General features: G+C 66.6%; 11 protein-coding genes. 5 read left to right on the forward strand and 6 right to left on the reverse strand.

All coding sequences use genetic code 11. The features are described 5' to 3' along the window. Positions 1-130: 130 nt before the first annotated feature. The gene (locus tag BJF83_RS15860; RefSeq protein WP_262391584.1) at positions 131-310 is read left to right on the forward strand and encodes a hypothetical protein; all 180 of its coding nucleotides are present in this window, start codon (positions 131-133) and stop codon (positions 308-310) included. A 91-nt stretch (positions 311-401) separates the two neighbouring features. Here BJF83_RS15860 and BJF83_RS15865 read toward each other — a convergent pair whose 3' ends face one another. Next, positions 402-902 (reverse strand): hypothetical protein, encoded by a 501-nt coding sequence (locus BJF83_RS15865; RefSeq protein ID WP_075926896.1) that lies wholly within the window; start codon positions 900-902, stop codon positions 402-404. 510 nt (positions 903-1,412) lie between these two features. Between BJF83_RS15865 and BJF83_RS29325 the strand changes: the two genes are divergently transcribed. From BJF83_RS29325 to BJF83_RS27510, 4 genes are all read left to right on the forward strand, one after another. Continuing rightward, positions 1,413-5,768 (forward strand): zeta toxin family protein, encoded by a 4,356-nt coding sequence (locus tag BJF83_RS29325; RefSeq protein ID WP_075926898.1) that lies wholly within the window; start codon positions 1,413-1,415, stop codon positions 5,766-5,768. A gap of 161 nt (positions 5,769-5,929) precedes the next feature. Then, complete coding sequence (locus BJF83_RS29330) at positions 5,930-7,462, forward strand: hypothetical protein (RefSeq protein ID WP_262391585.1); 1,533 nt, start codon at positions 5,930-5,932, stop codon at positions 7,460-7,462. A gap of 172 nt (positions 7,463-7,634) precedes the next feature. Next, positions 7,635-8,204: a hypothetical protein gene (locus BJF83_RS26125; RefSeq protein WP_083678549.1), complete on the forward strand. Its 570-nt coding sequence runs from the start codon at positions 7,635-7,637 to the stop codon at positions 8,202-8,204. A gap of 77 nt (positions 8,205-8,281) precedes the next feature. Beyond that, entirely contained in the window at positions 8,282-8,440 is a 159-nt protein-coding gene (locus BJF83_RS27510) for a hypothetical protein (RefSeq protein WP_158070379.1), read from the forward strand. A gap of 142 nt (positions 8,441-8,582) precedes the next feature. On the opposite strand, the gene BJF83_RS15890 is transcribed toward BJF83_RS27510, so the two are convergent. The 5 genes from BJF83_RS15890 to BJF83_RS29340 form a co-directional block, all read right to left on the reverse strand. After that, a complete protein-coding gene (locus BJF83_RS15890; protein WP_262391586.1) occupies positions 8,583-8,861 on the reverse strand; it encodes an HU family DNA-binding protein in 279 nt (92 codons plus the stop codon). Between the two features lie 146 nt (positions 8,862-9,007). Then, a complete protein-coding gene (locus tag BJF83_RS15895; RefSeq protein WP_075926901.1) occupies positions 9,008-9,304 on the reverse strand; it encodes a hypothetical protein in 297 nt (98 codons plus the stop codon). Positions 9,305-9,698: 394 nt separating this feature from the next. Next, the gene (locus BJF83_RS15900; protein WP_075926902.1) at positions 9,699-10,949 is read right to left on the reverse strand and encodes a hypothetical protein; all 1,251 of its coding nucleotides are present in this window, start codon (positions 10,947-10,949) and stop codon (positions 9,699-9,701) included. Positions 10,950-11,104: 155 nt separating this feature from the next. Continuing rightward, entirely contained in the window at positions 11,105-12,853 is a 1,749-nt protein-coding gene (locus BJF83_RS29335; RefSeq protein ID WP_316042295.1) for a TraM recognition domain-containing protein, read from the reverse strand. 85 nt (positions 12,854-12,938) lie between these two features. Beyond that, a complete protein-coding gene (locus BJF83_RS29340; protein WP_262391587.1) occupies positions 12,939-14,951 on the reverse strand; it encodes a type IV secretory system conjugative DNA transfer family protein in 2,013 nt (670 codons plus the stop codon). Positions 14,952-15,123 lie beyond the last annotated feature (172 nt).

The raw sequence follows: 15,123 nt of genomic DNA on the forward strand, positions 1-15,123 counted from the left end.
GCAAGGCCTCCACTTTCCTGGCCATGCTCGGCATCGCCTGCATCCTCATCTGCTACAAGCACCTGGCAAAGCATGCTGATGGCTTTTGAGATGAGCTCTCAGCCCCCCCAATGTGGAAGGGGGAATCGGTGTGCACTGGGACCTCCCCTACAACGAGCTGGACCAGTCCTGGTTCCACCTCGGCCTGGGCAAGGACGCCCCTCGGGAGGTGAAAGCGGTCAAGCTGCGCGAGTTGATGAGCTTCCCGAACTGGTCCGTCGCTCCCGAGCCGCTCCGCAGCCAGGCCGAGGAATCCCTCCGCCACACCTGACTCGACCGAGGCGGGAGTAGGCCCAACCGTATCCTCGCACCGAGCCGGACCGGCGCAGGGTGAAGGTCGTCCGCGAGGACCGGGATCCGCCCTACTCGCCGACGAACGTCTGGGCGAGCAGTTCCTTGGCCAGATCCGTGGCGAGCAGCGCCAGTGCCTCCCCGTTACGGCCCGGGCCGAAGGCGGATCCCGGGGAAACCCGTGCGGCGAGCTCTTCCAACAGTCCGGCGACGATCATCGCGCGCAGCTCCGTGATGACCACGTCGCGGGACGGCCCATCGGATGGCCGCTCCTGCAAAGCCCGGTCTCCGTCGAGCCTCCGCCGCAGGTCCGCCGCCCGTTGAGGCAGAGAGATCGGCTCTGACCACCGATCCACGAACTGCCTCGCGGTGAGCGAGTGCTCGAACGGATCAGGAGTTCCACGCACCGTTTCGGACGGCACCGGAGTGGTGCCCGCCAGGACCGAACGCAGATTCCGCAACGCGGCATCGACCCGCGCCGACGGGCTGTCCACGTCCGGCATCGCGTCGAGGACGCCGATCGCGGCGTCCCGTAGACGCACGTACTCGACTCGAATCCTGTCGTCGGGCATCTCTGCTTCCCATCCTCCCCGGCCTGCGTTCGGTACCTCTTCGAGGTCTGGATGCCCCTCGTCGCCATGCTTCCCGGAGCGATCGCCGGACAGCCTGAACACCAGCCGCTGCGCAATTTCAGGCGTTTCGTCTATGTATGATGCCGTATCATCCGGTCTGTTGTGATGCCCCTTGCCTATCGCGACGCCGCCTTCACCATTCGGTAGCCAGTCGGGAGGATGCCTATGCCTTCGCGATCACGTTAGGCCAAGGACTAGATCCACGTCGACCGGTGATCTCGCGACGGATGCGACCTCATAGACACGCTCAGTCACCACGTTTCCGTGGCCGACGACGGAGGTGCGCTCCGGCACCGCCGAAACCCCGAACCAGCTGAGCCCACGCGGACGAAAGTGTTCGCGCACCCCCGACTCCACAAGGTCGTGGACAAGACGCAGGAACGCACGACTCTCCGCGAGCATCCGATTCGGGATCGGTCTTCCGGAGAACGCCCCGAGGAGCAGTCAGTGATGGACGAGTACACACGGTTGTCGCGTGAGTGGGAGGCGGCCCGCGGCGAGGACGTGCGGTCCAGGCTGGAAGCGGACCTGATGGACGCCGCGAGGAACATCGTGGCCCACGGCCAGACCCCACCGCTTCCACCCTGGGCGAACGGTCCTCTGGGAAGCTCCTCATGGCGCAGCAGGTGGACCTTCCAGTACGCCTCGACCGGGTCCGATGGGTGGAAGCTGTCCGAAGCCGACAACGAGCTCGCCTTCCGATGGGAGATCCTCCCGCGGGCGATGACACGCGTGAGCAGGCCGACGACGCCGGTAGTCGCCTACATCGGTGGGCAGGCGGCCTCCGGCAAGAGCACGGCCCAACACGCTGCCATGCAGCGCTTGGGGACCGAAGGCGCCCTCATCGCCGACTTCGATGCCATGCTCGAGTTCTCCCCGGTGTACCGGACACTGATGGCGCAGGACGACCGCACCGCCGCCAGACAGGTCGGCGGTGACGCATGGGTGTGGATGAACAAGATCATCGACGCCGCCCTGCAGAATGGACTGAACCTCATCCGCGAGAGCGCGATGGGCGGCGCGGAGGGTGTGGTCCGGGACTCCGCGCGGTTCCACGCGGTCGGCTATCGGGTGGAAGCCGACGTGATGGCAGTCCCCGAAGCGATCAGCAGGCTCTCGATCCTCAACCGCTACCAGCGGATGCGAGATCAGGACGGGTACGGTCGCCTGGTCGCCAGACCCATTCACGACGACGCGTTCACCGGTATCCCTCAGACCATGCGGGCCATCGACGAACTGGCGTTCCTCGACGCGGTCACCCTCCGCAGGTGGGGTGGCGACGTGGCCTACTCCAACTCCCTGGATGCCGAGGGGGATTGGCGGGGCCCCGCGAGGGCCGAGGAGATCATGGAGGAGGAACGGCTCCGACCGTTCACCGAGGAAGAGGCCCGCTGGTTCCGGGAGACCTACGCCTACCTCGAAGCCAACCTCGCGGACGAGTTCCGGCCGGAACTCCGGGAGATCGCCGCATTGGCCGCACGGCACGGTGTCGACGTCGTTCCGCAGACCCCTTCCACCGACCGTGCCCGCGAAGCGAGCGCACGGGACACGGACTCCGCGGTCGAGGAGTCGCAGGCGGCACCCCTCCAGGAGCGCGAGCGGTTGCTCCAGGACTATCAGCGGCGCTTGGCCGAGACACACCCCGCCGAAGGCGAGGCCGTCTGGCAGGAGTTCTCCGAGGAGTGGGCGCAGCTCGCCCGACAGAACGGCGCCGACCGGACCGGCCTTCGGATTCTCGCCTACTGCACCGAGTGGAACCCTCACAAGGGCGGCATCGTGGCCGTCAACCGCAACCTCGTCGAAGGCCTCGCGGCCGCCGGGCATGAGGTCTTCGTGCGCGTCGGGCACGAGGTGCCACCCGACGTCCCTGGCAGCCGCATCCACCTCATCGGGCCTCGACAGTACGACCCCGACCGCGGCGAGCAGGAACAGCTCGTCTACGACGGCGAGGACCTGCCGTCGAACGTGGACGCCATCATCGGGCACAGCCGCTACTCCGGTCCCGAAGCCTTGCAGGTGCGCGACCAACTGTACCCGGACACCCCGTTCGTGCAGGTGGTCCACATGGTGACCGGAGCGTTGGCCCGAGTAGCGAAGCGGCCGGACCTGGAGGTGGAGTTCGAAGGCATCGAACGCCGCATGGTCGCCGCCGCCGACATGGTAGCGGCGGTCGGCCCGACGCTGGAGAAGGAAGCCCGGCGGATCGCCGCCACCAACCCGGGCGATCATGTTCCCGCAGTCCACCAGATCATTCCCGGCGTTCCTTTCGAGGAGCAGCGTCTCCCGCCCTGGGATGGGGAACGGACACGCCAGGTGTTGCTGATCGGCCGTGGCGACGCCCCGCAGAAGGGCGCCCACCACGCCGCTCTCATGGTCCGCCAGCTGTTGGACGAGGATATCGACGTCCAGCTGACCGTTCGCGGCGCCTCCCCGGAGACTGTGGAGGAGGTGAAGGAGCGGCTGTCCGCCATCGCGGGACGGGAGGTCGTGGTCAAGCCGTTCTCGATCGATCGCGACGAGCTCCTGGCCGACATGCGGCAAGCCGACGTGATGGTCATGCCCTCGCGGGCGGAGGGCTTCGGGCTGGTCGGGCTGGAGGGCGCGGGCGCGGGACTGCCTGTCGTGTTGCCCACCACGAGCGGAGTCGGGACGTACTTCGGCGACCCGAGTCGCTTCCCGCCCGAGCTCACTCGCCTCATGCTGGTCGAGCAGGGCTTCGAGGACGAGGTGGACGTCGAGCGCTGGAACGCGAATCTGCGCGAGATCCTGCTCGACATCCCTACGGCTCGGGAGAACGCTCTTGCCCTGCAACGCATCCTGAGCGAGGCCGACACGACGTGGGTGGGCGCGGCCCAGTCCCTGGCGGCCGGAATCCGGGCGCTACCGGCTCGCGGCGTGCCGCGCCCCAAGGTTCCCGAGATGCCCGCGGTGACGGGCGACGGCTGGGTGAACTGCGCTGAAGGCCACTCGCACTGGGGCCGCTTCGGTGCCGCCGGGCTGCTGCCCGTACACCGTGCCGCGAACGGTGAGACGTTCGTCCTCATGCATCACCGAGGCACGGACACCGACCAGGGAGGAACCTGGGCTCTGCTCGGAGGCGCGCGCGACCACGGAGAGTCTCCGGCCGAGGCCGCCATCCGCGAGGCCGCCGAAGAGAGCACCCTCGGCCGCGCCGACGTCCACGTCGAGCGGGTCGTTCGAAACGATCACGGCGGCTGGTCGTACGACACCGTGATCGCTTCGGTCGACCGGCGAGTGCCGGTCGAGCCGGTCGACGGCGAGACGATGGCCCTGGCGTGGGTCCCGGTCTCCGAAGTCCAGAACCTGAACCTTCACCCCGGCTTCGCCGAGAGCTGGCCGAGGGTCCAGACCGAACTCGACTCGGTGCTCAACGGCGAGCAGGCCACCCTCGCCACCATGCCTCGCACCAGCGCGCTCCCGCTGCCCGCACACCCGGTCACCGGTGCGCGCGTGGTCGCCAGGCAGACGCTCGACTACGGTGACGGCATCTCGAACAGGGAACTGGCCACGTTCGACGACGGAACCCGAGCCGTTTACGAGAAGTACACCCAGACCGAGAACGCCAGAACCAAGGTGCTCGACTCGCACGTCGGCCAAGCCGTGGGTGCCCGCGTCCCGCTGTCGCACCCAGTGGGGCTCCGTGAGGTCTATACCGACCACATGCCTGGTGAACCGGCGTCCGCTCGACATCGGAATCTGTCCGACCTGGCGGACCAAGGGCTGACCGCGACCCGCGACGGCGTGTTCCTCGGTCTGTACCACTCGCTGACCGTCGTCCACGGCGTGACCACCGACCAGCTCGTCCTCGGGGGACGGGAGAGTCTGATCGCGGCCGCCGCCGGCGCCGCCTCTCAGGCTCCCCTCCCAGACGTGGCGAATCCGTTCGTCCGTACATTCTTCCGGGACGTCGAGCCGCACGTGTTCTCCTGGGTGGACAATCCGATCTCCCCCGCCGACATCGAGATCATGCGGCGGCAGCTCGAGGGCCTGCGCCCCCTGTTCGACCAGCTCGGTCGGCCCGACCTGTTCCATGCTCGCATGGAGCGGTTCGGCCAGGTGGCGGAGCACGCGAGCGGAACCGATCGGCTGCTGCCCAGAGCACCTGGCCACCAGCTCGTGTTGCCGGACCAGGCTTCCGAGGAGCACTACCGTCTGCCCCCGTCCCTGGGCTCGCCGGAGCGGATCGACCATCAGCGTATCGGCGAGGCATTGCTGACTGACGACGGCCGCACCACCAGTACCAGCCAGGCGAAGACCATAGCGATCGAGACCCTCGCCCAGCGGATGCGCACCCCAACCAGAGAGCTCGCTCTCTCCGCGATTGGCCTGAACGTCGGAACGGACATGGTGGAGAGGCTGGGCGATCACCGATACGTCCTCGTACCGTTCAACGAGCAATACCCGTCCATGGGGGCCGATGTCCTGCACGTCGACGAACTCGACCCGGCCGAGCCCAAACACGCCCCGGGCAGGGTCGTGCGCATGGACCAGCCCGAGGCCGATACCCTGGTACGCCAGATCGCGGTCAGCGAAGTAATGGGCGCCTGGTCCTACGGCTCCAACAACAACGCGCGCGTACTGGCGATCCAGGAGGTCACCCAAGAGGAGTTCGGCCGCCCCCAAGTCCTGGGGTGGGACACGGACCCGGAAATGCGCGACGACGTGAACATGGAACTGGATTACAACCGCGACGCGTTTCGGGACTTCGTGCGCACCCAGTACGAGATGACCCAGGAGATGCTGCCCAACGCGGCGTCTCAGAGTTGGTCGGCTATCGGGCCCTGACCTGGGCGGAGGGAGCTCCTCAACCCGAGTGGGCCGATCAGGAGGTCGGCTCCAGCTTCCAGACTCTCCATCGGCCTTTGGAGAGCTGGTCCGCGGACCGCCAGGTAGCCGCCGACTGGCTGGAAACCCGCGGTGGTCCAGGGTTGATCCTGGCCGAACGCATGCCGGCAGAGGACGTCCTGTCCGTCCCGTTGACCGGTATGGGCTACCTCGGCCAGAAGGAATGGGTCGCGCTGTCCAGTGAACGACCGACCCTGCTGGACGGTGTCTCCGTCGGACGGAGTCAGGAACGTGCCGCGGAGCGTACCGCGGCGAGCAGTGTCAACGTCGGTGGCCCTGCTCTGGGAAGCGGCGAGGACGCCCTGCCGGAGGAGCCGACAAACAGCTCGGACGCCCAGGTCAAGGGCTCTGACCCCCAATGGCAGCCACTGGAGATCACAGGTCACCAGCTCAACCCCACCGACCTGTTCGACCACCAGACGATCCGGACCCTCGACGGTGAGCAGCACCCGGACTGGTGGCCCCGGGACGACTCCGGCTACGCCATCTCCAAGCGCGACCTGGACTTCCTCGGTATCGACCCAGTCCAGATCAAGTGGTTGGCTACCAAGGAAGCCCCGATGGGGATGACCCCGGAGCTCTATGACCAGTTCGGCACGGAGTTGCTGGAGGCTCTGCAGCGGGACGGCGTCCCACCGGACCAGGTCGACATTCGCCTCAAGGGAACCGGTTCCGGCTTCTTCTCGGGGATGCACAAGGAGCTGCCCCGACAGGAGGACACGCCGGACAATCCCGAGGCGGTCAAGCGCATGCAGGAATGGTTCGGCGACAGCGTGGAACGCCCTAAGCGCCGTCCGCATGACTCGATGTGGCGACTCGGTCTGGAGTCCGTGCCGAGCGACTTCGATCTCGACATCAACAGCACCCGCATGATCCGTGCCGCCCGCGAGCACTGGAAGGAGCGGCACCCCGACTGCTACCCGGGCGACTTCATGGGCGGGCACGGGTACTTGGACAAAGGCGCCGTCAAGGGCACCTTCCCGAATCTGGCCGGCTGGACGGACAGATGGGAGAACAAGCTGGGCCGAGAGATCTCCGTGGGGGCCTTTGAGTCCAGTGGGCCCATCAACGCGACCAAGTTCGGACGCTCGCTCTCCGGGCACTTCCGCAGTACCGACTGGATCATCCACAACTCCGACCAACCCTGGGCCGAACGGTCCAAGAGACAGGCCCAAAGCTGGCTGTCGGAGTACTGGAACCATTCGCAGGCTCTCATCCAACGCGGTGAGCTGGGACCGAAGACCGCCCCAACGATGCTGGAACTGCATACCCAGGCCGACCGCATGGCCACGGTGGCCTACGCGGGCCAGGACGAACAGTTCATGGAACACGTCCGAAACCAGACGGTTCAGAAGGCCGTGTTCCAGGCGGGCCAGCTCGGCGTGGACAACGCCAAACTGCCGTCGCACCCGGCGCAGTTCCTCTCCGCGTCCAAGGAGGAGAAGAAGCGCTACGCGGCCTCGATGAGGCCTGGCAGGACCCCGAACTCCGGGAAACCCGCAGACACCACCAAGACGGCACCACGCCCCCAGCGGAGGCTGTCTCCCCCGGGTTCAGGGGGCGCCAAGCCGTCCCCCACCGGCAACAGCCGACACAACCAGGACCAGCAGGAGGGCACTGACATAGAACGGTAGCGGTGCGCTCCGGGGGACACGGCCCCCGCCCGAGCCAGAAGCCCCGACGATGACATCGCGGACCGGGGTCAACCCCGGACTGGACCACCCCCGGACCGGGAGCACCTCACACGTGGGGGACTGTCTGTCCCCGCACCCCGACACTGCCCGGACCGAAGAAGGAACCCAGCACATGCTGCTACCCGCGCTCGTAGCCCGCTCCTACGGAGACCTGACCCCCGACCAGGTGCGATGGCTACACGACACGCTCCAACTCGAAGAAGGAACACCCCGCGCCGAGGGCCCTGGAGCAAGAACGAGCATCGCGCACCGCACCTTCACCGACACCGCCTCGAACCACCTCGTCCTCGAACTCGGACGCACCGGCGATAACGGGTGGCTCCTCTCCGTGTACTTCGAGGGGGAACGACCCTCGACAGAGACCGTCGAACACCACCGGCGACTGTTCCGCGGCCTCATCGACCAACTCGGTCTCAGGCTCAGAGAAATCACCCCGGCCGCCACCGCCGACGAGGTTGCCGTCACACCCCCTCAACCCGCCAACGTGGAGGGGGAAATCGGTGTCTCCTGGGACCTCCCCTACAACGAACTGGACCAGGCCTGGTTCCACCTCGGCCTCCGCAAGGACGCCCCTCGCGAGGTCAAAGAGGTCAAACTCCGCGAGTTGATGAGCTTCCCGGTCTGGTCCGCCGCCCCCGAACCCCTCCGCAGCCAGGCCGAGGAGTTCCTCCGCAACACTTGACCTGGGCGACGCGGCCCCGGCCAGGCTCCACTCACCGTCGCGCTCAGCCGCGACAGCTCAGCGGAAGAGACGCGGGGGTGGACGCCGAGGTGTACGGCTACCTCGACGGCCTGATCGGGCGGAACCCGCAGAGCCCCGGCGTCATCTCCACCGCGATGCAGAATGCGGAGGCGGACCCGCGATGGCGACGCTCGATGCGTGCGGAGCGGCCCGCGTGGGTCCGCCCGTGCCGATGACGCCCGATTCCACACGATCGATCATGACAACGCCGCGGATCGCACAAACGACAAATTGTGACGTACTCACAAAAAGAGCCCTGAAGAATTCACACTTCAGGGCTCTTTTCCTTGACAGCCAATGCTGGCGTAAATTCCATCCTCACTGAGGCTGGCCGATACGCTGGTTGGTCTGGCGAGTCGCGCTGAACTTCAGCACGGAGTAGTCGTTGACCTTGTCCTCACCGCTCTTGGTGAACCTCACCGGGTGACCTTTGTGCCATTGGCGCTCAAAGCTGCCGAAACCGGTCAGAATAAGGCGATCGCCTCGGCTCACCACGTCCATGAGTTCGGCGATGGCGGCGTCGTAGATTTCAGAGACAACCCTCTTCGGAAGCCCGACGCGGCGTGCCACCGCCGCGATGAACTCGCGCTTGGCCACGCGCTCCGAACCCTCAGAGGTCTGGGTCCCCGCCATGTCCGGCCCTCCGTCTTGAGCAGGGAATCATGTCGTATTTTCACTCGTAGACGAGTCTATCCAGCCCTCGTCGGAGGGTCAAAGCACCGCTCGGCGCGCCGAAGGGGTGCTCAGTCGAACTCGCGTTCATCCGTGAACTCCGTCTGCTCCTCCACCTCCACCACCTTGCGCGTGCGCTTCGGCCGCGTTGCGCGGACGTCGTCGCGCTGACTGTGCTGGGCCGCATCCATCCGTGATTGGGCCGCTTTCTGCGCGAACCCCAATCCCGAATCGACCGCTTTCCCCGCAGCCTGCCCGATACTGCCTCCCCGCTTGCGCCGCCTGGCCGCGTCCTCCTCCATTTCCTCCCAACGCTTGTGGTCCTCAGGCTCGATACCGAAAACTTTGAACCAGTCGACGTCACCCATTACTGTGCCTTTCTCCGTTCTTGTTCACTTTCCACCCCGGTGGCCGGTCAACCACCGAGTTCAGGCCCGTTGTCCTGTTCCGGATCCGCCCCTCGGGGAGTAATTCTGATCGCAGGACGGACGGCTGACGGCATAGCGTTGGCTTTCTGGTTGGCGAACATGCTGAGCCGCCTCGCCGCGGCACTCGACGATGGGCGGCCCCCGGGGGGATCCGTCGGGCGCCTGTCGCCTTCCCCTCGCTGCCCGCGATCGGTCCGCGCACGGTCGGTCTGCTCGCCGAACCCGCTGCTCTCGCTGGTCAGATCGCGCATCCGCTGTTCCCACTCGGGCCCCAGGCTCTGTCGCCACTGCGCCACCCTCTGCGGGTGCGTCCGCTCCATGGCTTGCAGTGACTCTAGAACCCGCCCACGTAGACCAGCTTCTGGTCCCGCTCGCTGATCCCGTCGCCGCGCATGGACGCAATCATCGTCCGCGCCCTGTTCAGCCGCGCACGTGCCGAGGGATCCCCGGTCTGCTCGACCGCCTCGGGGTGGTTAAGGGTCTTGGAACCGACGACGTACTGCTCCAGGACCGCCTTGACCCCGGCCGGGCTCCTCGTGCTGGCGAGTTCGGCGTACATGGTCCGGGCCACCTCGGCACGGTGCTCGTCGGTACCCATCGGCTCGCGCAGCGAGAACGTCCCGCCGGTGATCAGGTCCCCGTTGCGGGCGTCGACGTAGTCACCCTCCCAGACCTTCCTCGTCTGTTTGGTGTCCTCGTCGACGACCGTCACCGGTTCGGACCTGACGAACCGGCCGTGCCCCAGTTCGGCGAAGACCGTCGCCTGCTCGGGGTCGCGTTCGATGAGCTGACCGACGATACCGCGCATGTCGCGCGCGACCTCCGCGCGGTCTAGGCCGTCCTCGTCCACGCAGTCGTAGAGCGCGCCGAGGGCGCTCTCGTAGTTCTTCCTGACGAGGTCCCGGTCAGCGCCGGGCCTGCGCATCTCGTCGTAGGCGTTCTGGGCGATCCCCACATGCGCCAGTGCGGCGCTGCGCCCGGTGAACAGGTCGCGACCGCCGCGTTCCAGCCTTTCGAGGCGCTCCAGGCGCCTGCGGTGCATCCCGTTGGCGGTGCTCCTCGCCTCGCGCCGGGCCTGCCCGCTTATGGCGCTGGCCATCTGCCCGGCATACTCGCCCGTCACGGCGCGGAAGTTGGGCGAGAGCAGCCACATCGCCGTGCCCATGCCCACGGTGGTGAGCACGTTCTGCGCGGTCAGCCCGCCCTTGAGCGGTTCCAGGCACTGGATCACCATCTGCTGGACGTACGCCCGGTGCAGGTCGTTCAGCTGTCGGCCCTGGTCGGACCGGGACGCACCCGGCGAGGCGATGCGCGAGGCGCGCAGGTGGCGGATAAACTCGTCCTGCGCGTGCTGTGTCTCAAGCTTGAGCCTGGCCAGTGGATCACCGTCGCGCCCGGCCGCGTCGCGCCTGGCCTGGCGCTGCTTGTCGGCCAGTTCGCGGTCGTACCGCTCACGCTGGGCCCGCGGGGAGTCGGCCCTGAGCCTCGCGCGACGCTGACGTCCGGTCTCCTTGCCGACGTCGCGCGCCTCGGCGTCCGTGGTCTCCTCGACGGGGTCGGGGGCCCGGTACGTCCTGGCGTTCAACGTCCTCTTCCTACGCGTCGCCACGAGCGTCTCCGTCCTCGCCCGCCCCGGTCACATCACCTGGGCGCGTGCCGGTCCGCCCACCACGGTCTCTTCGTCCATCAGCCATGCCGCCACCCCTCACCTGCCACTGCCCCACACCGCTGACCTCCCGGCTAGCCCTCGTCACGCATCACGTCGGCCATCGCCCGGTCGAACTCGCCGCGGGCCAGGTCCAGCCAGCCCTCCCGCTCGGCGAGGAACTCGTAGAACGCGCCGTGCACGCGGAACCCGTGCAGGTCGGTCAGATGCTCCGGGTCTTCGGTGAACACCCGCTCGGTCTCGCTCTCGCTGGCCCGCTGGAGCCGCCGCATCGCTTCGGACTCGTCCTGGCGGGAGATGTAGACCTGCGATCCGTCGGCGCTGCGCAGCGCTCCGTCAGGGCTCACCGAGAAGTGGGCTCCGTCCCGCTCCAGCGCGGGCCGTACCGACCTGTACGCCTCGACGATCTGGGCGTCCAGCGGACCGTCCAGCGCGCCCGCGTGCGGTCGCGCGGGATCGGAGGAGAAGTGGACCAGCATGTCGCGGCTGATCAGGTTGTCGGCGTAGCGCAGCCGACGGAACTCGGTCATTCTCGCCTGCTGGGAGTCGACCGCCTGCTGGGTCGCCGTGTCGAACTCCCAGGGCATGTCCAGGTTGACGGCGTTCTCGAGGTCCTCCAGGTCGACGTCGTCGGAGTCGGCGAGGTCGTGCTCCTCGGCGTAGGCCTCGCCGCGGGCGGCGTCGACCAACTCCATGACCTCGTTGGCGTAGGTGTCGGGGTCCAGCCGTGCGACGTCGACCTCGGAGAGGTCGTGGGCCGTCCTGTGCTTCTCCCGGCACTCGGCGGTCAGCTCGGCCTGCTGCATACGCTTGGCCAGCATCGCCTCGAAGTCGGGCTGGTTCATCCGCACGTCGAAGTCGACCGCGCTGGACAGCGTCGGGATGGTCTGGAGCGTGTAGTCGTGCCCGGGCTGCTTGATCGTGTCCCTGAACATCCGCCAGGACATCGGCAGGATCGTCTCGTTGCGGTTCCACACCGGCGAGTCACCGGCGCGGAAGACGATCGAGTTGCGCTCGGAGATGAAGGCCATGTCGTTGTAGGAGATGACCGGCTCCTCCTTGGTCGACATGGTGTAGGAGACCTTGCCCTCCACACTCATGCCCTTGACCACGTGGCCCTTGTCCTGGGTCACGGTCTTGGAGTCCATGTAGGTGGTGTGGCGCTTGCCGGACATCTTCTCCAGTGTGTCGAGCATCGAGTCGTCGGTGCTCTTGAGGAAGACGATGTTGGAGGTGTTGCCCTGCACGATCTTGTCCACCGACTCGCCGTAGACGTCGCGCAACTGCTGAAGCGTCTGGAGGATGAGCGTGAACTGCTGCTCCTGGCCCAGGCCGATCGACAGCATCGTCTCGAAGCCGGAGATGCCGTGCCCCTCCGACTGGAGGTTGCCCAGCTCATCGAGCATGAACCGGGTCTTGTACAGCGGTTTCTGGTTTTCCTTGGTCATGTACGACTTGTCGAAGTTCAGGTCGACCAGTTGCTTGATCAGGATCAGGATGAGCTTGGCGTACTTCATCAGGTGCGGCGGCGTCACCAGGAACACCGCCTTGGGCTGCTCCGAATAGCGCACCATCGTCTGCGTGATCGCGTTGGCCTGCCCCATCTCCTTCTGGGGCAGGTCCCCCGTGATGTTGGTCAGCCGCGTCTGCGGGTAGGTGGTGTGCCCCGGTGCGAACGAGCCGCCGTCCTGTTTCTTCAGCTCCAGCAGGATCCCGTTGCGGATGATCTTCTCGCCGGTCACCGGGTCGGTGATGTAGAACCGGCCGTTGAGCGAGGTCTGGTAGTCCTTCTTGAACTTGAAGTGGTAGGTGCGGATCAGCATGCCGGTCTGCGGGTTCAACAACCGCAGTCGGATATAGGCGATGTCGCCCGCGAACTTGCCCTTGAAGTAGTAGCGGGCCCAGCCTTCACGGGAGACGATGTCCTCGTGCTCGAAGTCCTCGCCGAGCGCCTGCTCGAACCTCTCGTCGGCGTAGGCGTCCCACTTGGCCTGGGCACCGATCAGGTGGTCGCGCTTGAGGTAGTTCATGGCGAAACGCACGCCCATGCGGCGCGGGAAACTCAGGCCGCCCAGGTCGGTGTTCTGACTGGGAGTACCAGAGGTGAGCGTGGAGATCGTCGGGTCGGCGAAGAAGCTCATCGCCGTGATCGCGATGCCGTAGACACTGGCCAGCATCTTCTCGGCCGCGCCCATCGCCCGCAGTGCGTTGTCGGCGTTGCGACCAGGGTGCGCATCGAGTTGGTCGGCAGCCGTTGGTGGCGTTGAAGAACAAGGTGAGCATGTCCAGCTCCTTCTTGCCCTCCCACAGGAACGCCTTGTTCTCGGCCTCCACCAGTGCGGCCTCGGCCTCCGCCTCGCGAAACGTGCCGTCCTCCAGGCTTCCGTAGTCACCCCGTTGGACGCTCTCCTCGACCAGGTCCGCCGGATTCTTCACCTTCTTGGCCGAGAGCTGCACGAACAGCTGGTAGCAGTTGTACAGCGTGACCTTGCCCCACTTCTCGTCGAGCTTGGTCTCCAGCACCTTGGGATCCATGTCCACCCGGGCGGCGTAGGCCCGCAGTTCGCGCTCCTCCTCCAGGTAGAAGTCGATGAGGCCGTAGGCGGCGCGCTTGAAGGCGTTGTTGGCGGCGTTGGGCCACACCGGATCCTCACCACCGTCAAGCGGAAAGAAGACGTCGGCGATGTTCTCGATGTACATCGCGCACTTGGTCGTGTCACCCTCGCGGGCGGCTTCGGCGGCCATCCCCAGCGGGTTGTAGATGTCGGTCTTCATCGCGTTGATCAGGTTGAACTGCACCACCTGGAAGCCGCGCATCGTCGCTCGCACGTAGTGCTTGACCAGGAGTTCGCCCTTGGGGTCGTTGATCACCATGTTGTTGGGGCTCTTCTCGCGCAGCCACATGTCGATCATCGGTTCGATGTACGTCTGGCCCTTGCCGGCACGAGTGATGGCCAGGACCATGGTGTTGACCGGGGCGGTGTCGACGATGTAGGCGCCGGCCGGGCGCTGCACCTCGTGCTCGGGGAACTCCCAGTCGGCGTTGATCATGTCCGCGACGGTCTTGTGCTCCCCGAGCTTGCCGCGGTCCCTGCCGTCCGGGTTGTAGGGGATCTTGGTGGTGTCGAACCGCTTGCGGATGCTCCTGTCCTTCGGTAGACCGGAGGCCTCGAACAGGTCGTCCCCGAACTTCTCGTCGATGAGCGGCATCTTCGTGGTGATCGCCCGATCGTCGTCGTCTCGCAGGATCTCGCCCTTGAGGAACTCGACGTCGCCGTCGGAGTCGAGGACGTCCGCGTCCGCCCGCTTGGCGACCTCGATCGACTTGAGGCCCTTTCGGACCGCCATGACGTGGCTGATCATGGAGGACGGTTGAACGGAGCTGTGCGCGCCCACGTCGGGAAACCAGTCGAACTTGCGGACGACCTCGTCCGGCAGGGCGATGTGCTGGTCGCCCTGGTACTGGTTGATGTCGCTGGTGTCGTGCAGCAGGTTCTGCGCGTCCCGGTTGCGCATGAGCAGCAGGTAGGCCAGGCCGAACGTGCACAGGCCGATGCCGAGCGACGCGGCGAGCTTGAGCCAGGTCACGTGGAGGAACCACCCGGGGAACGCGTCCGGCTCACCCTCGTGCTCGGCGTCGATCTGTGCCTGCTGCGCGGCGACGTCGTCGATGACCCACTGGGGCGGGTCCGCAAGGGCCTCGTCCTCGGTCTCGTGGCACGGCTGGTCGGGGACCACCCGCCCGTCCTCGTCGAGGACGCGGTAGCAGTACTGTGTCGACGACATCCGCTCACGTTCGACGAAGTCAGGGGCGGTGGGCCCGCCGAGCGAGGAGGTCACGGCGCTCACGGTGAACTGGCCGACCGACCACAGCACCCACACCAGCGCGGCGACGAGGACTCCCGCCGCGATGGCGATCATGGTGCGTGAGGTGCGGGTCCGTTTGCGTTCGATGCGCGAACGGTCGAGCTGCTGGGACTCGTAGATGTCGCGGTTGGCGAGCGTCTCCCCGGCTTCCCGAGAGGAGAGTTTGTCCCACGCGCTCGCTTTAGGGCTGGAGCCCCTCCTGGCCATGAGGCGAGCCTTTCTTTCG

The sequence above is a fragment of the Nocardiopsis sp. CNR-923 genome, from assembly GCF_001942255.1.
Classification (GTDB): Bacteria; Actinomycetota; Actinomycetes; order Streptosporangiales; family Streptosporangiaceae; genus Nocardiopsis.